This is a genomic window from Stenotrophomonas sp. YJH_SMC_81, from assembly GCF_059370875.1.
The window spans coordinates 541,820-558,877 of sequence record NZ_JCAFUB010000003.1; the positions used below are offsets into that span (position 1 = coordinate 541,820).

Below are 17,058 nucleotides of genomic sequence, written 5' to 3' on the forward strand. Positions count from 1 at the left end.
ACGGAAACTGCAGGTGCTCATGAAAGTCCCCTCTGACATACGATCGAATGGATGTACCGCCCCCTCCCAGGGGCACGCACGGGCGTGGCCCGCATTCCAAACCGAACAGCACGGGTGCTCGGGCACGCCGCGACTTACACTTGCTTTTCAAGCCTGCCAGGACAAACACGCGGCAAAGAAGGCAGCCTCCCGGACCCTGGATCCCCGTCCGACTGGTAGCGCTACCATCGCGTTGCAGCGGAGAGTAATCACCGAGGTTCGCCGTTGTCACCATGCAGCGCAGCAAAACCGCCTGCGCGCCAAACAGCTGATGACTCGGCCGTTGCTGCATCCGGTCACGCTCACCCGACGTAGGAAAGATGCCCGCACTTGCGGGTCATCCAGAAAGGAACGCACCGTGAACGCTCTTCAGCGCATCGCCGCCGCAGTCGGCTTCGCCGTACTCGTTTCGTCCGGCTCCTCGGTTTTCGCCGCCAACACCGTCATCGTGGGCGGGGCAGAAATGTACCCCACCAGGACCATCGTCGAGAACGCCGTCAATTCCAAGGATCACACCACGCTGGTTGCAGCGGTCAAAGCAGCCGGCCTGGTCGACACCCTCAACGGCGCCGGGCCCTTCACTGTTTTCGCGCCCACCAATGCGGCCTTCGACAAGCTGCCTGCAGGCACTGTCGATACACTGGTGAAGCCTGAAAACAAGGCACAGCTGACCCGGATCCTGACCTACCACGTCGTCCCGGGCAGCTACAGTTCCGCCCAGCTTCTGGCCGATGCCCGCAAGCACGGCGGCAAGGCCACCCTGAAGACCGTGCAGGGTGAGCCTCTCACCGTGGCGCTCCACGATGGCAAGCTCTGGGTCATCGACGCAAAGGGTGGAAAGGCAGGCATCAGCATTGCAGATGTCGGCCAGTCCAACGGCGTCATCCACGTGGTCGACACCGTGCTGATGCCCAGGTAAGCGGCCTCACGCAACGGGCATCCGGCGCGATGCCCGTTGCCCGGGCCCGGTCATCCCGACGTCACCATGCGGATCCCTGCCCGGCATGGCGTAGTAGCTACCACTCCGGCCCGAGCAGCTTGGTCACTTCGGCCTCCAGTTTCTGCGCGGCCTCGTCCTGGGAGGCGACCTTGATGCACAGCCCCGACTGCGCCGGCCCCGGCACCAGCTGGTAGCGGTTGATGGTGCCGCCACCGTCGCCGTCCAGCGCTACCCGCGCCACTACCGTTCGGCCATTGGCGTGGAAGGTCCAGTCCTGATAATCAAACATGCCTAAGTTGCTGTGCGGCCAAGATGTCATCCCACTTTAGGCGGCACGCCAGTGAAGAACGCTCCAGGAAGATGTTCAGCGCGCGTGGACATGATGGCGACAGGGCCTATCGCAGTGTCCGCGCCAACTGCAGGACATCGGCGAAGAAGGAGGGATAGTCGTCCTGTGGAGCGCTGTGGGTCTCGCGCCGGTGGACCAGACGCACGGCGACCACCCGCTGTTCCGGGACGATCATCAGGTATTGGCCCAGGTAGCCGTTGGCGGCAAAGCCGACGACCGGCCCCCGTGTGATGTCGTAGAGATCGGCGCGCTTCAGTCCGCGCGCGGAGATCTGGCTCCGGCGGCGGGCTTCAACTCAAGCAGCGTCTCCCGGTCGTGCATCACCAGGACCGCGTCGGAATGCGCGCCACGCGCGTTGCGCTCGATCGCGGCGAGGGCTTCGGCACGCGTCGCCGCTTGGCTGGGCCCGGCGATGCCGAACACCAGGGCCAGGGCGCAGGACAACCAGCAGGATCCTGGCATCGCAATCTCGTCCAATGAGTGTGCGTGCAGTGTGACTACATGCGTAGTCACACTGCAGTGGCTGAAGTGATGGCGCGCTTGCGTGCTGAACGTGGGCTGGGCGCCACCCCCGGCCCACCTGCAACGCGGTCGACCGCAGCGGTCGCCATGCAGCGCCGCACGGTATGATGCGGCGACCCGGAACCTGCGATGATTGCAGCGGCCGCCCATCCGCTGATCGCGCGCCAGGCCCCCCCTGCGCCGGGGTCGGTGCAGGTGCCGCTGAAGCCCCACTCCATGCTTGCCTCCCAAGCCCCCCTCCTGATCTGGGCAGCGGTCGCCGTTGCCACCCTCGGCCTGCTGTTCCGTCCTTTCCGCATCCCCGAATATGTGTGGGCGCTGGGCGCTGCCGCCGTGTTGCCGCTGCTGGGCGCCGTGTCGCTGCACACCGCATGGGGCGCAGTGGCCGAAGGCCGCGACGTCTACCTGTTCCTGGTCGGCATGATGGTGCTGGCCGAACTGGCGCGGCGCGAAGGCCTGTTCGATTGGCTGGCGTTGTACGCGGTGCGGCATGCGGGCGGATCCGGGCGACGCCTGTTCGACCTGGTGTTCCTGGTCGGCACGCTGGTGACCGTGTTCCTGTCCAACGATGCAACGGCCGTAGTGCTGACGCCGGCGGTCTACGCCGCCTGCAAGGCGGCGCGCGCCAACCCCCTGCCCTACCTGTTTGTCTGTGCCTTCATCGCCAATGCGGCCAGCTTCGTGCTGCCCATTTCCAATCCGGCCAACCTGGTGGTGTACGGCCAGCACCTGCCGCCGCTGCTGCAGTGGCTGGCGCAGTTCGCGCTGCCGTCGGCGGCGGCGATCGGTGCCACCTATCTGGTCCTGCGCTGGGTGCACCGGCGCGAGATCGCCCAGCCGCTGGTGGCCGCGCCGGCGCATCGCCCGTTGACCGACGGCGGCCGGCTGAGCGCACTGGGCGTGCTGTTCACCGGCACCGTGTTGCTGGTCACGTCCGCCTTGAACGGGCCATTGGGCCTGACCACGTTCTGTGCGGGCACGCTGAGTGTGGCCGTGGTGGCGATCCGCCAGAGGCGCAGCCCGCTGCCACTGCTGCGACACGTGTCCTGGGGCGTGCTGCCGCTGGTGGCGGGACTGTTCGTGCTGGTGGAAGCGGTGGCGCAGACCGGTGTCATCCAGAGCGCGGCCAGCGCGCTGCAGGCTCTGGCGCAGGCATCTCCCCGCCAGGCCAGCTGGCTGGCCGGTGGCGCGGCTGCGCTGCTGAGCAACGTGGCCAACAATCTGCCGGTCGGCCTGGCCGCCGGTTCGCTGGGGCAGATGGCCGACCTGCCGGCGCAGACCCGTGCCGCATTGCTGGTCGGCGTGGATCTGGGGCCCAACCTGTCGGTCACCGGTTCGCTGGCGACAATGCTGTGGCTGGTGGCGCTGCGCCGCGAGGGCGAGCATGTCAGCGCGCTCGACTTCCTGCGCGTCGGCGCGCTGGTGATGCCGCCGGCGTTGATCGGAGCACTACTGCTGCTCTGATCGGCGCGCAAGCGGCATGCGCTGCTAGAAGGCCACCTGCAGGCGGGTGTTGAAGGTGGTGCCTTCATCCCTGCCCTGGCCGGTGCCGCTGCGGTTGCGGGTCTGCCAACGGATCGCCTCGAACATCACGCGGCTGAAGTCGTTGAGATACCAGTTCGCACCCAGCGTCCACGCGTGGCCGGTACCGCCACTGGGCAGCTCGGCATAGTCCACGTCTTCGTAGCGCCCTTTCAGTTCCCATGCCCCGGCGCCGCCGCGGGTGACAGGATCGGCCACTTTCACCCGGCCCCAGGTGCCGGCCTTGCCCGAATAGGCCGGCCTTGCACCGGCCAGGAACCAGCCCGCCGAGATCGCCCAGGCCTGGTGGTCCAGATCGTAGCGCCCGCTGGCGCCGGCCCCGCGCAGGTTGCGCGTACCCCATTCGCCGGTCGCCCAGGCCGGCCCGAAGAAGCCTGCCAGTTCCGCGCCATAGGACGTGCTGCGCTCGGCGCCCAGCAGTGTGCCCGGCGCAATCTTGACCAGGTCGTTGAAGTGCCCGGCGATGGCCGAACTGCGGACGACGCCGCTGGCGCTTGCGGCAATCTCCTCGTGGAAGGCCCAGGCCCCCAGGTGCACCGTGACTGCGTCGTTGGCCACCGGGTTCCAATGCACGCGCGTGGCCCAGGTCTGGCTGTCGTTGTCGGTGCCGGCGTTGTTGAGATCGTTGCCGGCCACCGACAGGCTGGCATGCCAGTTCTTGCCGTACACGCGCTCGGTCAGGCCGACACCGAACAGGCCGCGCTGCGGCATCATCAGCGTGCCGACCACGTTGCGGTCCTGGAACGGCGTGTTGGAGGTGCTGCTGGAGCCGTCGATACCCCGGTCGTTGAGGCGGTTGCCTACGGTCAGGTCGGCCGGCAGCCCGAACAGGCGGTGGTCAACGGTGGCGTAGACCGACTTCCACGCCACCGCGTTGTCGGCGAAGTCACCTTCCACCGCCCAGCCGAGGATGCCGTAGCGGCCTTCGGCGCCCAGCCGCACCGAGCGGATCTCGGTACCGGAGATGTTGCGGTCACTCACTGACGATCCATCGGTGCTGGATGCGTCGACGAACAGGCGTCCGCGCGGACGGAACACCACGCTGCCATCGGCACTGCTGAACTCCGGTGCGCCCTTGGACCAGGTGACCTTGGGCGCCTTGGCCTGGCTGGATTCCAGTGCGGCGACGCGGGTGTCCAGCGCGGGGGCCTGCGTTGCGGCCGCCGCACCGGCGGTGCTGTGCCCGCCCTCCACGGCGCGGAGGCGTGCTTCCAGTTGCTGGATCTGCAGTGCCTGCTGCTGCACCAGGCGTGACAGCTCAGCCTGGCTCAGCGGCGCGGGCAGCGAAGACGTGGACTGGGCGCCGGCATGGCCACTGGCCAACAGCAGGCCGAGCGCGACCGACAGCGCTGCCAGCGGCAGCACGGTGGAATGGTTCATGGACTCTCTCTCCGGCCAGCCGGCCCCCTGGCCCGGCGCTGGCCTGTTGCGGTGGTGCGGGGGAAGATCGGGGGAGGAAGCGCGCGCCGCCGGATCGGCCCGGCGGCGCGGCAGGCGGGCTCAGCCCGGCCCGGTCAGCTGGTGGCCTGGGCCTGGGCGTTGGGACGCCAGGTGATCAGCTTGTTCTCGACCACGTCCAGCAGCGCGTCGATGACCAGCACGAAGGCGGCAAGGATGATGATGCCGGCAAACACACCGACGGCGTTGAAGTTGCCTTCTGCCTGCGCAATCAGGTAACCCAGGCCCGCCGAGGCGCCGAGGTACTCACCGATGATCGCGCCGACCACGGCGAAGCCCACCGAGGTGCGCAGCGAGGACAGGATCCAGCTGGCTGCTGCCGGGAAGTAGACATGGCGTAGCAGGTCGCTGCGGCTTGCGCCCAGGATGCGGGCATTGGCCAGTACCACCGGATTCACCTCGCGTACGCCCTGCATGGCATTGAAGAACGTGGTGAAGAACACCAGGGTGACCGCCAGCGCCACCTTCGACCACAGGCCCAGCCCCAGCCACAACACGAAAATCGGGGCCAGCACCACGCGCGGAATTGCGTTGAAGCCTTTGATGAAGGGATCGAGGATGCGCGCCGAGCGGCGGCTCAGGCCCAACCAGACACCGCCGGCCACGCCGAGGCCGGTGCCGATGATGTAGCCCAGCGCGGTTTCGGTCAGGGTGATGTAGACGTGCTGGTAGAACGACGTATCGGACAGCCAGGTCCAGGCCTGCTGCACGATCGCCGTTGGCGAGGGGAAGAAGAACGGATCGATCACGCCCAGCGCGATGCCGCCCTCCCAGCCGCCGAACACGGCCACAACCAGGGCCAGTTGGATGAACTTGTCAGTCTTGGCGTGCATAGCTCTTCTCCACTTCGCCGCGCAGGCAGGCCCAGATGTCGCGGTACAGGTCGGTGAAACGGTCATCCAGCTTGATCTCGGCCACGTTGCGCGGGCGTTCCAGATCCACGTCGAAGCTGCGCACCACGCGGCTGGCCGGACCGGATGACAGCACCACCACGCGGTCGCCCAGGGCGATCGCTTCTTCCAGATCGTGGGTGATCAGGATCACCGAGCGCCGGTCCTCCTGCCACAGGCGCAGCAGTTCGTTCTGCATCAGGTGCCGGGTGTGGATGTCCAGCGCCGAGAAAGGTTCGTCCATCAGGATCACCTTCGGCTCGACGATCAGCGCCTGCGCCATCTGCACGCGCTTGCGCTGGCCACCGGACAACTGGTGCGGATAGCGGTGCTCGAAACCGGCCAGGCCGACCTTGGCCAGCCACGCGTTGGCCTTGGCCTTGCGTTCGGCTTCGGGCACACCACGGAAGCGCAGGCCGAGCTCAACGTTCTGGTAAGCCGTCTTCCACGGCAGCAGCGCGTCCTGCTGGAACAGGTAGCCGACCGACTCCTGGACGCCGCTGACCGCACGGCCATCGATGCTGACCTGCCCGGACGACGGCTTCAGCAGGCCCGCCACGGAATTGAGGATGGTGCTCTTGCCGCAGCCGGTCGGCCCGACGATGGCAAGGAACTCGCCGTCCCCCACCTGGATGTCGACATCACGGACGGCGGTGAATTCGCCGAAGGACATGGTCACCTTGTTGATGGCGACCATGGTCTGTGCAGGCTCCAGCTGCGGTGCGCCATTGAGCTGGCGCACGGTGGCATTGAGGGCCATGGGGTTACCTCCGCTTACGGTTGGGCAGCCGGCGCCGCGGCGTTGGCACGCTCGACGAAGGCATTGGTGTAGGTGCGGGACAGATCGATGTTGGCCTTGGCCACATCCGTATTGAACTCGCGCAGCACCTTCAACGGCGTTTCCAGATCAGCCGGCGTGAAATGACCGTCGCGGGTGAAGATCGCGCGGGCGTTCTCCACCGCGCGCGCATAGGTGGCGCGGTCGCCGGAGACGTAGCTGTCCGGCAGCGCCGCAACGATGTCTTCAGCACTGTTGTCGGCGATGAACTTCAACGCCATCTGCTCGGCGCGGGCGATCTTCTCGGCCGCTTCGGGGCGCTTGTCCAGGAAGCTCTGGTTGGCGTACATCACCGAGGTCGGGTACAGGCCGCCATAGACCTGGCGGGCGCCGTCATCGCTGCGCGCGTCGAGGAGGATCTTCCCGACCTTGCGCTCGGTGATCAGGGTGGCGGCCGGGTCGTAGTTGACCAGCAGGTCGATCTTGCCCTGCTCCAGCGCGGCCACCGCAGCCGCGCCCGAGCCGACGCCGATCAGCGAGACACTGTCGACGGGGATATCGTGCTGAGCGAGGAAGTGACGGACGAAGAAGTCCGACGATGAGCCCGGCGCGGTGATCCCGACCTTCTGGCCCTTGATGGTTTCCGGGCGTGCCGGATCGAAGCTGGCATCCTCGCGGCCGGCCATCACCAGGCCGGAGTTGCGCGAGAGCAGCACGAAGGCCACCACGTCCTTGCCCTTGGCCTGCATCTGGATGGTGTGGTCGTAGAAGCCGACGGCCACGTCGGTGGAATTGGCCACCAGCGCCTGCAATACCTTGGAGCCGCCCTGGGCGAAGTTCTCGGTCTTCACCTGCAGGCCGACGTCCTTGAAGTAGCCCTTGGCGTCGGCGATGAAGAACGGCAGGTTGTTGAGGTTGTAGGAGCCGACGCTGATGCGTACCGGTGCATGGTCACCACCGCCGGCGGATGCGCCTTCGGTGCGCCCGCTGTTGCTGCATCCGGCCGCGGCCAGACCAGCCGCGCACAGCGCGGCCATCAAGAACTGCTTGTACATCATCCCTCCCAGGAGTGAAGCATCTACGTTGTAATGGCGGGCATGCGCACCTGCGCCGGCCCGTCCGGGTTCAGATCATGCCGCTGACGTCCATTGGCGGGCTTGGGTGGAACCGGCCACGGCAAGTGCTGGCGTGGTGGCAAACACGCGTCCTTCGAACAGCCGGCGTGCGGTGCGCACGACGCTGGCAACGACCGGCGCGTCCTGCGAGCTGCGACTGAGGCCCACCTCCAGGGCCCCGCTCGGATGTTCGAGGGTAATGCTGCCGGGAACGGACAGGCATCCGACCAAAGTGTGGGCCAGCGTGCCCGGCGTAACAGCGGCGGTGGCCAGGCCGACCGCGCCGGTAATGGCCAGCGCGGTGTGGCATTGATGCGGCATGAAATAGCGCACCTGCAGATCGCCCCCATGTTGCGGCGCCGACAGCAGCACCGGCTTGGGAATGACCTTGTTGCCGGCGTCGGCGATGCCCATGCGGGCGCCCGCCTCGATGCGCAGCGCTTCCAGCCGGCGCATGAATACCGCGTCCGCGTTCAGTTCGGCGGGCGGGGTATCGCCGCGCACGCCCAGATCTTCTGCGCGCACCAGCATCATCGGCATCGCGCAGTCCACCAGGCTGACCGGCACGCCATCGATGGTTTCCTGCGCGTGGCCGCTGGGCAGCAGCTTGCCGGTGCGGGCGCCTGCCGCATCAAGGAAAGCGAGCCTGACCGGCGAGGCCGAGCCCGGCGCGCCGGCAATGCGCGTGTCACCGCGGTACACCACGTTGCCGCCGGGCGTTTCCACCGTGGCGATGATCAGCTTGCCGGTGTTGACGTTGTGGATGCGCACCTCGGTCTGCGGATCCTGCGCCTGCACCAGCCCACGCTCGATGGCATACGGGCCTACGGCCGCCAGCATGTTGCCGCAGTTCGGCGAGGTATCCACCACCTGCTGCTCTACCCGCACCTGGGCGAACAGGTAGTCGACATCGGCGTCCGGACGGCTGGAGCGGTCGATGATCGCCACCTTGCTGGTCAGCGCGTTGCCACCGCCGATGCCGTCGATCTGCAACGGATGGCCCGAGCCCATCACTTCCAGCAGCAGGCGATCGCGTTCAGCGATGTCCATCGGAAGGTCGCTGGCCAGGAAGAACGGGCCTTTGGAGGTGCCGCCGCGCATGAGTACGCAGGGAATGCTGAGCAGATCGTTGGACATACGTGTGCTAGATTGATGCGTATAGGGGATGAATGACCCCTCTGTGATTCGATACTGGCATGACCCCAATTGATCTGTGAATTGCTGATTTTTGGATGATTGATACCCCATGAGCATCAATTGCGAAATCCTGGATCTACGCGCCTTCCTGCTGGTCTCGGAGACCCGCAGCTTCCACCGCGCCGCAGAAATCCTGCACGTCTCCCAGCCAGCACTCAGCCGCCGCATCCAGAAACTGGAGCAGGCGGTGGGGTCGCCGCTGCTGGAGCGCACCACGCGCAGCGTCAGCACTACCGCCGTCGGCGAGAACCTGCTGCCGCTGGTGCGCCGCATGCTGGAGGAGTTCGATGGCTCGCTGTTCTCACTGCGTGGCCGCGAAGACACCCGCGGCGCTACCGTGACCATCGCGTGCCTGCCGACGGCGGCGTTCTACTTCCTGCCCAGCGTGATGGCGCGTTTCCACGAAGCGCACCCGAACGTGCGCTTCCGCATCCTGGATATCCCGGCGACGGAGGGTCTGCAGGCAGTGGAACGTGGTGAAGTCGAGTTCGGCATCAACTTCATGGGCGCCAACGATCCGAATCTCGATTTCGACGTGCTCGCTGAAGATCCATTCGTGCTGGCATGCCGCCGCGATCATCCTCTGGCACGCAAGCGCAAGGTGGAATGGGCCGACCTGGCCGAGCACCAGCTGATCACCGTGCATCGCACCAGCGGTAACCGCACGCTGCTGGATGGTGCGCTGGCGCGCGAGAACCTCAAGTTGAGCTGGCACTATGAAGTGACGCACCTGTCGACGTCACTGGGCATGGTCGAGGCCGGTATCGGCGTGTCGGTGCTACCGAAGATGGCCACGCCGGACGGGGATCACCCCACCCTGGTGACACGCGCGATCGGCAACCCGGTGGTGTCACGCACGATCGGCATCGTCCGCCGCCGCGGCGCCCTGCTCTCGCCCACGGCGGAGCGATTCCTGCAGATGCTGATGAGCCAGTGGCGCGGGGAGGCGTGAGCAACTGCGCGGTTCACGCGCCTATGCGTTCCGGCGCGCCAGACGCTGGCAGGGCCGCCCTTCATGACGAAGCCGCGAAGATCGACGCAATACCTGCAAGCGATCCCACGGCCACCCACGAGAGCGTGGCGAATGCAACCAGCAACACCTTCCGGTGCACGACCTGCGCTTCGTTCCGGGGCTCCGGCCGCCGCGCATAGGGCCTGGAGAAACCCAGGAGTTCGCCGGTGACTGTCAGCGCCCCCATGAAGATCAGTGCGGTCACGCAGAAACCAAAAATGGAACCAATGAGGGCCACATGCTGGGCATCGCCAATAGCCGGCTGAGTGCCGGCCAAACCCTCTACAAGCTGGCCCGTCCACCGTGCGGGCAGCCAGGCCAGGGCTGCGACAATACCGAAGTGACTGGCCACGTTGATCCAGAACCAGGATGTGGTCTTCATGACGTCAGCGTTTCCGGTGTTGGCCAGTGGTGGGCATCGTGACGCCTGCGTCAGCCCCGCACAACCCTGCATGGGGAAGCCGGCCAGCGGCCGGCACTACCCGGGCGATCAGCCTGCGGTTTCCAGCCCCTTGCCTGCCGCATCCATCCGCAGCGAGGCCAGGTATCGGCCGTACTTGCCAACGAAGATGCCGGTGAATCCGCCTGCCAGCAGCAGGTAGGCGGCATTGAAGCCAGCATTGGCGGACAGCGACGGCGACACCGCAAATGCGACTTCGAACCCGTACTTCACCAGGAAAGTGATCAACAGCAGTGGCAGCAGGCTGAAATCCGCGTTGCGCCAGAGCTTGCCGGTACTGCGGTCCAGCGTCAGCTTCAACCGATTCAGCAGCAGCCAGGCAAGCGCGGCGCCCGTGGCGATGCCGGCCAGCCATTCGCTCCAGGCGCTCAGCGACGCGCCGAAGCGATGACTGACCGACCAGGCACCCCAGACGGCGAACAAGGCGGGTACGATCGCCAGCTTCTGCAGCGAGGTCTCGGCCGGCTTCATGGCGGCGATGCCACGGGTGACCAGGAAGGCCAGCAGCAGCCAGACCCAGATCGGCGTCTGCGAGGCGAGATGCTGGAGCATGTTCATGAGCGGTCCCCTTGGTGAGTGGTGGCGAGGTGCGCTCGCCTTGGCGCTCACTATTCGCTTCCGCCCGGGTTGCAGCCAGTGACAGCTGTCAGCCTTCGGGGATTACGCTGCGGGCACTGGAAATGCGCCGCCGGTACCGCGCCATCCACTCCAGCGACGGCGCAACACCGCCGAACGGGAAGAAATGCGGGCTGACCGGGCCATGGGCACTGGTCAACCCCTTCACCAGGCGGTCGACGAACGCTTCCGGCCCCGCCGTGCCGAGCAGCCGGCCGATCGAGATGCCATACCGGGCCAACATCGATGCACTGGCGCCCACGCCGCACATTGCGGCATAGCGCAGCAGCCGGGGGATGCTGGCTGGGCCCGGCACACCGACCAGCACCGGAACCGTGATGCCACGCGCGCGCAGTGCATCCAGCCAGGCCAGCACGGTATCGGCATCGAAGGCGAACTGGGTGACGACCAAGGGGGCCATGCCACGTGCTTCGATGGCCTGGCATTTTCCCTCCAGCGCCTGCCAGCGTTCGTCACTGCTCATTACAGGATGCCCTTCCGGGTGCCCGCCGATAGCAACGACCTTGATGCCGCACCGTTCCAGAAGTCCGGCCTCGATGATCGAAATGCTGTCTGCAAACGGTCCAGCAGGCGTGGCGAGGTCACCGGCGATCACCAGGCACTGCTCGACACCAGCCTCGCTGGCCGCGCGCTCAAGGAACCGCCCGAGTACCGCGCGCGAGCCGATACGGCGCGCAGACAGATGCGGCATCGGCTCGAAGCCGAGCGCGCGCACCGTGCGTGCGGCGGCCAGGCGTGCGTCGTCATCCTCGCTGGCCAGCCAGGGAATGGAGATGATCGTGCCGCGCGGTATGCGGTCAGCCTCGGCGCGCAGCGCGGGCATGGCCTTCGCGCTGACCTCCAATGAAAAGGTGTTGATGAAGGCTTCCGCCCGCAGTGATCCAGGTACGGGCATCAACGGGCTCCGTCTGCGTTGCCGGCAAGCGGCGAGCTGTTGCGGGCCAGCTCGATGAAGGCCTGCAGGTAATCGATGCTGGTATCGGCCTCGCGCGCACCCAGATAGATCTGCTTGGGGATGCCCTTGGCACCCAGGCGTACGGGCACCACGTCCATGCGCGCGGCGTACTCCTCCACCAGCCAGCGCGGCATGGCGGCCACGCCGCGGCCGCTGGCCACCATCTGCATCATGATGTCGGTGGTTTCAATGGCCTTGTGGCGCCGCGGGGTGATGCCGGCCGGCAGCAGGAACTGGTTGTAGATGTCCAGGCGCTCGAACGGCACCGGGTAGCTGATCAGCACTTCCTGGCTGAGCTGGCGCGGCTTTACGTGGTCCACCTTGGCCAGGGCGTGGTTGCTGGCCACCACCAGCACCTGCTCGTAGTCGAACACCGGGATGAACTTCAGGCCTGGCTTCAGCAGCGGGTCGGGGGTGACCAGCAGGTCGATCTCGTAGCCGAACAAGGCGCCGATACCGCCGAACTGGAATTTCTGCTTGACGTCCACATCCACATCCGGCCACGCGGCCAGATACGGCGAGACGATCTTCAGCAGCCACTGGTAGCAGGGGTGGCATTCCATGCCGATGCGCAGCGCGCCGCGCTCGCCCTGGGCAAACTGGCGCAGGCGCTCCTCGGCCAGGTCCAGCTGCGGCAGCACCCGGTTGGCGACTGCCAGCAGATATTGCCCGGCCTGGGTCAGCCGCAGGCTGCGGCCTTCGCGCAGCCAGACATCGGTACCCAGCTGCTGCTCCAGCTTCTTCATGCTGTGGCTGAGCGCCGACTGGGTCAGGTTGAGCACGCCGGCCGCTGCGGTGAGCGAGCCCTGCTGCTCGACCTGCTGCACGATGCTGAGGTGGATCCGCTCCAACATAAAGATGAATCTCACTCATGGATAGGTGAAGTAATACCATTTTACGTCATGGAAAGGCATGGCTAGGATCGGGTCATGCCTTCATCCCAACGCCCCCTCCGAATCGTCGCCGTCTCCGGTGGACTGCAGCGCCCCTCCCGGGCCGCCACCCTCGCCGAGCACCTGCTGGGCCTGATCGGCGACAACATGCGCAGCGAACAACAGCTGATCGAACTCGGCGAACTGGCGCCGCAGCTGGCCGGTGCGCTGTGGCGTTCGCAGCTCCCGGAGGTTGTCGAGCGCCAGCTGGTGGCCGTCGAACGGGCCGATGTGCTCGTGGTGAGCACGCCGGTCTATCGAGGCTCCTACACAGGGCTGTTCAAGCACTTCTTCGACTTCATCGACCAGGACGCGCTGGTCGATACCCCCATCCTGCTGGCCGCGACCGGCGGCAGTGACCGCCATGCACTGGTGATCGATCACCAGCTGCGGCCGCTCTTCAGCTTCTTCCAGGCGCGCACCCTGCCACTGGGTATCTACGCCACCGATCGCGATTTCGCCGACGGCCGCGTGCACAGCGACGCCCTGATCGAGCGGGCGCGACTGGCGGTACGGCGGGCCATGCCGCTGCTGGCGCTGCCCCGCCATCGTGCCACCGCCCTTGAGACCGCCGCAGCTCTTTGAATGCCGGATGCCCTCGCCCGCATCCGGATGCCACCCCGCAACACGGAACGCCGCCCATGACGACCGACGCCTTCACCTTCAGAATCACGCGCATCCCCTTCAACGAGGACTACCAGCCGGCCGAAGGCACGCGCATCACCACCAACTTCGCCAACCTGGCGCGCGGCGCGTCCCGGCAGGAAAACCTGCGCAACACCATCCGCATGATCAACAACCGCTTCAATGATCTGGCGCATTGGGACAACCCAAGCGCCGATCGCTACGCGGTCGAGCTGGACATCATCTCGGTGGAGATGCACATCGATGGCAACGCGGGCAGCGACCCCTTTCCCTTGATAGAAGTGCTGCGCCCGACCATCGTCGACACGCACACCGGCGCACGCACCGAAGGCATCGTCGGCAACAACTTCTCGTCCTATGTCCGTGACTACGACTTCAGCGTGGTTCTTCCGGCCAGCAACGAAGGCAAGGACACCTTCGGCCTTCCGGAGGGCTTTGGCGACCTGCATGGCAAGCTGTTCCAGCACTTCCTGCGCTCGGACGCCTACCGCGCCAACTTCAGCAAGGGGCCGGTGATCTGCATCAGTGTTTCCAGCAGCAGGACCTACCACCGCACCGAGAACCACCATCCGATCCTGGGCGTGGAATACCGCCAGGGCGAGTCCTCCCCCACTGACCAGTATTTCGACAAGATGGGCCTGCAGGTGCGCTACTTCATGCCACCGGGCAGCGTGGCGCCGCTTGCCTTCTACTTCCAGGGCGACCTGCTGGGAGACTACTCGAACCTGGAACTGATCGGCACCATCAGCACGATGGAAGCTTTCCAGAAGATCTACCGCCCGGAGATCTACAACGCCAACTCCGTGGCCGGCAAGGTCTACCAGCCCAGCCTGAAGCACCAGGATTACTCCTCCACCCGCATCGTCTACGACCGCGAAGAGCGCAGCCAGCTGGCCGTCAAGCAGGGCCGGTTCACCGAAGAACACTTCATCAAGCCGTACCGCGCCGTGCTTGAGCAGTGGGCCGCCCGCTGATCCATCGATTTCCCATTCGCCCCCAGGACACACCACACGATGCCGACGAAGACGCTGCTCCCCACCTCCACCGCAGGCAGCCTGCCCAAACCCTCCTGGCTGGCCGAGCCCGAGAAGCTCTGGTCACCCTGGAAGCTGCAGGACGAAAGCCTGATCGAGGGCATGCAGGACGCCCTGCGCCTGTCCCTGCAGGAACAGCAGCATGCCGGCATTGATATCGTCAGTGACGGCGAGCAGACCCGCCAGCACTTCGTCACTACCTTCATCGAGCATCTCAGCGGCGTCGACTTCGAGAAGCGCGAAACCGTGCGCATCCGCAACCGCTACGATGCCAGCGTGCCGACCGTGGTCGGCGCAGTGAGCCGTCCGAAGCCGGTGTTCGTGGAGGATGCGAAGTTCCTGCGCCGGCAGACCACGCAGCCGATCAAGTGGGCGCTGCCCGGCCCGATGACGATGATCGACACGCTGTACGACGCGCACTACAAGAGCCGCGAAAAGCTGGCCTGGGAGTTCGCGAAGATCCTCAACGAGGAAGCGAAGGAGCTGGAGGCCGCCGGCGTTGACATCATCCAGTTCGATGAGCCGGCCTTCAATGTGTTCTTCGACGAAGTGAACGATTGGGGCGTGGCCGCGCTGGAGCGTGCGATCGAAGGGCTGAAGTGCGAGACCGCCGTGCACATCTGCTACGGCTACGGCATCAAGGCCAACACCGACTGGAAGCAGACGCTGGGATCGGAATGGCGACAGTATGAAGAGTCGTTCCCCAAGCTGCAGACCTCCAACCTCGACATCATCTCGCTGGAATGCCACAACTCGCACGTACCGATCGACCTGATCGAGCTGGTGCGTGGCAAGAAAGTGATGGTGGGCGCCATCGACGTGGCCTCCAACACGGTGGAATCGGCGGAGGATGTGGCCAACACGCTGCGCAGGGCGCTGCAGTTCGTGGACGCCGACAAGCTCTACCCGAGCACCAACTGTGGCATGGCGCCGTTGGCGCGCGACGTGGCCAGGGGCAAGCTGCGCGCACTCAGCGCGGGGGCGAGGATCGTACGTGAGGAGCTTTCGGCGTAGCCCTGGCTGGGGATGTGTTCCCGTTTCGGCGCGGGGAGGATGGAACCTGGCCTGGTACAGACCAGGCTCCACCTCGCCCCTGCACCTCGGGCCTGGCGGCCGTCATGCGCGGCCGTGGCGCCAGCGCTTCCTTGATCCGCCCCATCTCCCCTGCCCCGGCTTCGGCCAGGCGCCGGGCCTGCTGCCGCTGTTCCCGCGTGAGCGCCGGAGGCGGTGGAGTACCGGCATCCACCAATCGCGCCACCGCATCGCGCAGAGGCAACTGCGGGCAGAGCCGTGCAGCACACCAGCGCTCGGCGTAGCGCTTGGCCTGACGGGTGCTGGTGGCGGACACGACCTTGACCTGTGACATCTTGCGTGCGTCCAGGTACAGACGGAACCCGAGCGCGGCATGCGGCACGATACTGGCCACCGAACGGCCGTTCCACCACAGATCCCAGCGCTCGCCGCTCTGCACCCAGCCCGAGGGCCGGCGGGCTATCATGAAATCGGGAGCGCTGGAGGGCGAATGCATGGCCGTAAGAATACGGTCGGCCGTCGCATGGACTGAGATTGCGGAGTGGCGCTGGCAACCTCACAACGCTTCTGCCGCAGTGAAGCCCTCTTTACCACTCCCCTCTTTACCACTCTGGGCCGAGCAGTTTCTCCACCTCGGTTTCGAGCCTCTTGGCGGCTTCCTCCTGCGAGGCCACCTTGATGCACAGCCCGGACTGGGCGGGCCCGAGGGTCAACCGGTAACGGTTGATGGTGCCGTCGCCGTCGCCATCCAGTTCCACCCGGGCCACCCGGGTTCGGCCATTGGCGTTGAAGGTCCAGCCCTGGTAGTCGAACATCGTTGAGTCCACCGCAACGCCCTGAATGGCTCCCACCTTATGCGGGGAGGTGCGACACCCCGCCCGATGCTCGCTTCCTGTTCCTCTTTCCTCATCTGGGCGGCCGTGACCGTGGCGACCCTCGGCCTGCTGTTCCGGCCATTCCGCATTCCGGAGTACGTGTGGGCACTGGGGGCTGCTCTTCTGCTTCCACTGCTGGGAACGGTGCCGTTCGGCACGACCTTGCACGCGGTGGCCGAGGGCCGCGATGTCTATCTGTTCCTGATCGGCATGATGATGCTGGCCGGGCTGGCCCGGCTGGCCCGGCGCGAAGGCCTGTTCGACCCGGCACAATCATTCCCTGGCACGCAAGCGCAAGGTGGAATGGGCGGATCTGGCCAAGCGCCAGTTGATCACCGTGCACCGCACAAGCGGCAACCGCACGCTGCTGAATGGTGCGTTGGCGCGTGAGAGCCTCAAGCTCAGCTGGCACTACGAAGTGGCCCACCTATCGACTCATTGGGCATGGTCGAGGCCGGCATCGGCGTGTCAGCGCTGCCGAAGATGGCCACGCCGGACGGGGATCACCCCACCCTGGTGACACGCGCGATCGGCAACCCGGTAGTGTCGCGCACGATCGGCATAGTCCGCCGCCGTGGTGCCCTGCTCTCGCCCACGGCAGAGCGCGCCACCTCTCCTGTCCGCAGCAATTCCCTGCGGCGCCTACT

Annotated in this window: 19 protein-coding genes and 3 pseudogenes; 8 read left to right on the forward strand and 14 right to left on the reverse strand. The window is 66.2% G+C overall.

What is annotated here, in order from left to right:
• Positions 1–397 precede the first annotated feature (397 nt).
• Positions 398–958 carry a fasciclin domain-containing protein gene (locus AC5P8U_RS08970; protein WP_227836728.1) on the forward strand — a complete coding sequence of 187 codons (561 nt, stop codon included), beginning with the start codon at positions 398–400 and terminating at the stop codon, positions 956–958.
• A gap of 97 nt (positions 959–1,055) precedes the next feature.
• Here AC5P8U_RS08970 and AC5P8U_RS08975 read toward each other — a convergent pair whose 3' ends face one another.
• The 3 genes and pseudogenes from AC5P8U_RS08975 to AC5P8U_RS08985 form a co-directional block, all read right to left on the reverse strand.
• Positions 1,056–1,268 (reverse strand): hypothetical protein, encoded by a 213-nt coding sequence (locus tag AC5P8U_RS08975; protein WP_049411161.1) that lies wholly within the window; start codon positions 1,266–1,268, stop codon positions 1,056–1,058.
• 106 nt (positions 1,269–1,374) lie between these two features.
• Positions 1,375–1,614 (reverse strand): annotated as a pseudogene (locus tag AC5P8U_RS08980) (penicillin-binding protein); the annotation flags it as partial.
• The gene (locus tag AC5P8U_RS08985; protein WP_072167087.1) at positions 1,581–1,772 is read right to left on the reverse strand and encodes a hypothetical protein; all 192 of its coding nucleotides are present in this window, start codon (positions 1,770–1,772) and stop codon (positions 1,581–1,583) included. The pseudogene AC5P8U_RS08980 and the gene AC5P8U_RS08985, both read right to left, overlap by 34 nt.
• 294 nt (positions 1,773–2,066) lie before the next feature.
• On the opposite strand from AC5P8U_RS08985, the gene AC5P8U_RS08990 reads away from it, so the two are divergent.
• Entirely contained in the window at positions 2,067–3,314 is a 1,248-nt protein-coding gene (locus tag AC5P8U_RS08990; RefSeq protein WP_072167088.1) for an arsenic transporter, read from the forward strand.
• Between the two features lie 24 nt (positions 3,315–3,338).
• Here the strand turns inward: AC5P8U_RS08990 and AC5P8U_RS08995 are convergent, their stop codons facing one another.
• The 5 genes from AC5P8U_RS08995 to AC5P8U_RS09015 form a co-directional block, all read right to left on the reverse strand.
• Entirely contained in the window at positions 3,339–4,772 is a 1,434-nt protein-coding gene (locus tag AC5P8U_RS08995) for an OprO/OprP family phosphate-selective porin (RefSeq protein ID WP_252744996.1), read from the reverse strand.
• Between the two features lie 134 nt (positions 4,773–4,906).
• Positions 4,907–5,683, reverse strand: a complete 777-nt coding sequence (locus tag AC5P8U_RS09000; RefSeq protein ID WP_005409726.1) for an ABC transporter permease — start codon at positions 5,681–5,683, stop codon at positions 4,907–4,909.
• Complete coding sequence (locus tag AC5P8U_RS09005) at positions 5,667–6,500, reverse strand: ABC transporter ATP-binding protein (RefSeq protein WP_049467258.1); 834 nt, start codon at positions 6,498–6,500, stop codon at positions 5,667–5,669. Before AC5P8U_RS09005 ends, AC5P8U_RS09000 begins: the two co-directional genes overlap by 17 nt.
• Before the next feature lie 14 nt (positions 6,501–6,514).
• The gene (locus AC5P8U_RS09010; RefSeq protein ID WP_072167148.1) at positions 6,515–7,573 is read right to left on the reverse strand and encodes an ABC transporter substrate-binding protein; all 1,059 of its coding nucleotides are present in this window, start codon (positions 7,571–7,573) and stop codon (positions 6,515–6,517) included.
• Positions 7,574–7,648: 75 nt separating this feature from the next.
• Entirely contained in the window at positions 7,649–8,770 is a 1,122-nt protein-coding gene (locus AC5P8U_RS09015) for a 4-oxalomesaconate tautomerase (protein WP_151354690.1), read from the reverse strand.
• Between the two features lie 109 nt (positions 8,771–8,879).
• Here AC5P8U_RS09015 and AC5P8U_RS09020 point away from each other — a divergent pair, with 109 nt between their 5' ends.
• Entirely contained in the window at positions 8,880–9,782 is a 903-nt protein-coding gene (locus AC5P8U_RS09020) for a LysR family transcriptional regulator (RefSeq protein WP_010485668.1), read from the forward strand.
• 61 nt (positions 9,783–9,843) lie between these two features.
• Here the strand turns inward: AC5P8U_RS09020 and AC5P8U_RS09025 are convergent, their stop codons facing one another.
• From AC5P8U_RS09025 to AC5P8U_RS09040, 4 genes are all read right to left on the reverse strand, one after another.
• A complete protein-coding gene (locus AC5P8U_RS09025; protein WP_111007746.1) occupies positions 9,844–10,224 on the reverse strand; it encodes a hypothetical protein in 381 nt (126 codons plus the stop codon).
• Between the two features lie 108 nt (positions 10,225–10,332).
• Positions 10,333–10,860 (reverse strand): DUF6622 family protein, encoded by a 528-nt coding sequence (locus AC5P8U_RS09030; protein WP_111007747.1) that lies wholly within the window; start codon positions 10,858–10,860, stop codon positions 10,333–10,335.
• 88 nt (positions 10,861–10,948) lie between these two features.
• Positions 10,949–11,833, reverse strand: a complete 885-nt coding sequence (locus AC5P8U_RS09035; protein WP_111007748.1) for a methylenetetrahydrofolate reductase — start codon at positions 11,831–11,833, stop codon at positions 10,949–10,951.
• Positions 11,833–12,747, reverse strand: coding sequence for a LysR family transcriptional regulator (locus tag AC5P8U_RS09040; protein WP_072167094.1), 915 nt, complete (start codon positions 12,745–12,747; stop codon positions 11,833–11,835). Before AC5P8U_RS09040 ends, AC5P8U_RS09035 begins: the two co-directional genes overlap by 1 nt.
• Positions 12,748–12,822: 75 nt before the next feature.
• On the opposite strand from AC5P8U_RS09040, the gene msuE reads away from it, so the two are divergent.
• From msuE to AC5P8U_RS09055, 3 genes are read left to right on the forward strand one after another with little or no spacing between them, the layout of a single operon-like run.
• Complete coding sequence (gene msuE, locus AC5P8U_RS09045) at positions 12,823–13,410, forward strand: FMN reductase (RefSeq protein ID WP_088497592.1); 588 nt, start codon at positions 12,823–12,825, stop codon at positions 13,408–13,410.
• A gap of 56 nt (positions 13,411–13,466) precedes the next feature.
• Complete coding sequence (locus tag AC5P8U_RS09050; RefSeq protein ID WP_353079970.1) at positions 13,467–14,444, forward strand: DUF1852 domain-containing protein; 978 nt, start codon at positions 13,467–13,469, stop codon at positions 14,442–14,444.
• Between the two features lie 39 nt (positions 14,445–14,483).
• A complete protein-coding gene (locus AC5P8U_RS09055; RefSeq protein ID WP_151354685.1) occupies positions 14,484–15,518 on the forward strand; it encodes a methionine synthase in 1,035 nt (344 codons plus the stop codon).
• Here AC5P8U_RS09055 and AC5P8U_RS09060 read toward each other — a convergent pair.
• Entirely contained in the window at positions 15,475–16,032 is a 558-nt protein-coding gene (locus tag AC5P8U_RS09060) for a hypothetical protein (protein WP_227836732.1), read from the reverse strand. The genes AC5P8U_RS09055 and AC5P8U_RS09060 overlap by 44 nt on opposite strands.
• 106 nt (positions 16,033–16,138) lie before the next feature.
• Positions 16,139–16,351, reverse strand: coding sequence for a hypothetical protein (locus AC5P8U_RS09065; protein WP_088497589.1), 213 nt, complete (start codon positions 16,349–16,351; stop codon positions 16,139–16,141).
• A 66-nt stretch (positions 16,352–16,417) separates the two neighbouring features.
• On the opposite strand from AC5P8U_RS09065, the pseudogene AC5P8U_RS09070 reads away from it, so the two are divergent.
• Both AC5P8U_RS09070 and AC5P8U_RS09075 read left to right on the forward strand, forming a co-directional pair.
• Positions 16,418–16,744 (forward strand): annotated as a pseudogene (locus AC5P8U_RS09070) (arsenic transporter); the annotation flags it as partial.
• Positions 16,683–17,017 (forward strand): annotated as a pseudogene (locus AC5P8U_RS09075) (LysR substrate-binding domain-containing protein); the annotation flags it as partial. The pseudogenes AC5P8U_RS09070 and AC5P8U_RS09075, both read left to right, overlap by 62 nt.
• Positions 17,018–17,058 lie beyond the last annotated feature (41 nt).

Bases quoted from the DNA above. Each gene is read 5' to 3' on its own strand.
- AC5P8U_RS08975 (WP_049411161.1), bottom strand. From the start codon at position 1,268: ATGTTTGATTATCAGGACTGGACCTTCCACGCCAATGGCCGAACGGTA.
- AC5P8U_RS08990 (WP_072167088.1), top strand. From the start codon at position 2,067: ATGCTTGCCTCCCAAGCCCCCCTCCTGATCTGGGCAGCGGTCGCCGTT.
- AC5P8U_RS08995 (WP_252744996.1), bottom strand. From the start codon at position 4,772: ATGAACCATTCCACCGTGCTGCCGCTGGCAGCGCTGTCGGTCGCGCTC.
- AC5P8U_RS09000 (WP_005409726.1), bottom strand. From the start codon at position 5,683: ATGCACGCCAAGACTGACAAGTTCATCCAACTGGCCCTGGTTGTGGCC.
- AC5P8U_RS09005 (WP_049467258.1), bottom strand. From the start codon at position 6,500: ATGGCCCTCAATGCCACCGTGCGCCAGCTCAATGGCGCACCGCAGCTG.
- AC5P8U_RS09010 (WP_072167148.1), bottom strand. From the start codon at position 7,573: ATGTACAAGCAGTTCTTGATGGCCGCGCTGTGCGCGGCTGGTCTGGCC.
- AC5P8U_RS09015 (WP_151354690.1), bottom strand. From the start codon at position 8,770: ATGTCCAACGATCTGCTCAGCATTCCCTGCGTACTCATGCGCGGCGGC.
- AC5P8U_RS09020 (WP_010485668.1), top strand. From the start codon at position 8,880: ATGAGCATCAATTGCGAAATCCTGGATCTACGCGCCTTCCTGCTGGTC.
- AC5P8U_RS09025 (WP_111007746.1), bottom strand. From the start codon at position 10,224: ATGAAGACCACATCCTGGTTCTGGATCAACGTGGCCAGTCACTTCGGT.
- AC5P8U_RS09030 (WP_111007747.1), bottom strand. From the start codon at position 10,860: ATGAACATGCTCCAGCATCTCGCCTCGCAGACGCCGATCTGGGTCTGG.
- AC5P8U_RS09035 (WP_111007748.1), bottom strand. From the start codon at position 11,833: ATGCCCGTACCTGGATCACTGCGGGCGGAAGCCTTCATCAACACCTTT.
- AC5P8U_RS09040 (WP_072167094.1), bottom strand. From the start codon at position 12,747: ATGTTGGAGCGGATCCACCTCAGCATCGTGCAGCAGGTCGAGCAGCAG.
- msuE (WP_088497592.1), top strand. From the start codon at position 12,823: ATGCCTTCATCCCAACGCCCCCTCCGAATCGTCGCCGTCTCCGGTGGA.
- AC5P8U_RS09050 (WP_353079970.1), top strand. From the start codon at position 13,467: ATGACGACCGACGCCTTCACCTTCAGAATCACGCGCATCCCCTTCAAC.
- AC5P8U_RS09055 (WP_151354685.1), top strand. From the start codon at position 14,484: ATGCCGACGAAGACGCTGCTCCCCACCTCCACCGCAGGCAGCCTGCCC.
- AC5P8U_RS09060 (WP_227836732.1), bottom strand. From the start codon at position 16,032: ATGCATTCGCCCTCCAGCGCTCCCGATTTCATGATAGCCCGCCGGCCC.
- AC5P8U_RS09065 (WP_088497589.1), bottom strand. From the start codon at position 16,351: ATGTTCGACTACCAGGGCTGGACCTTCAACGCCAATGGCCGAACCCGG.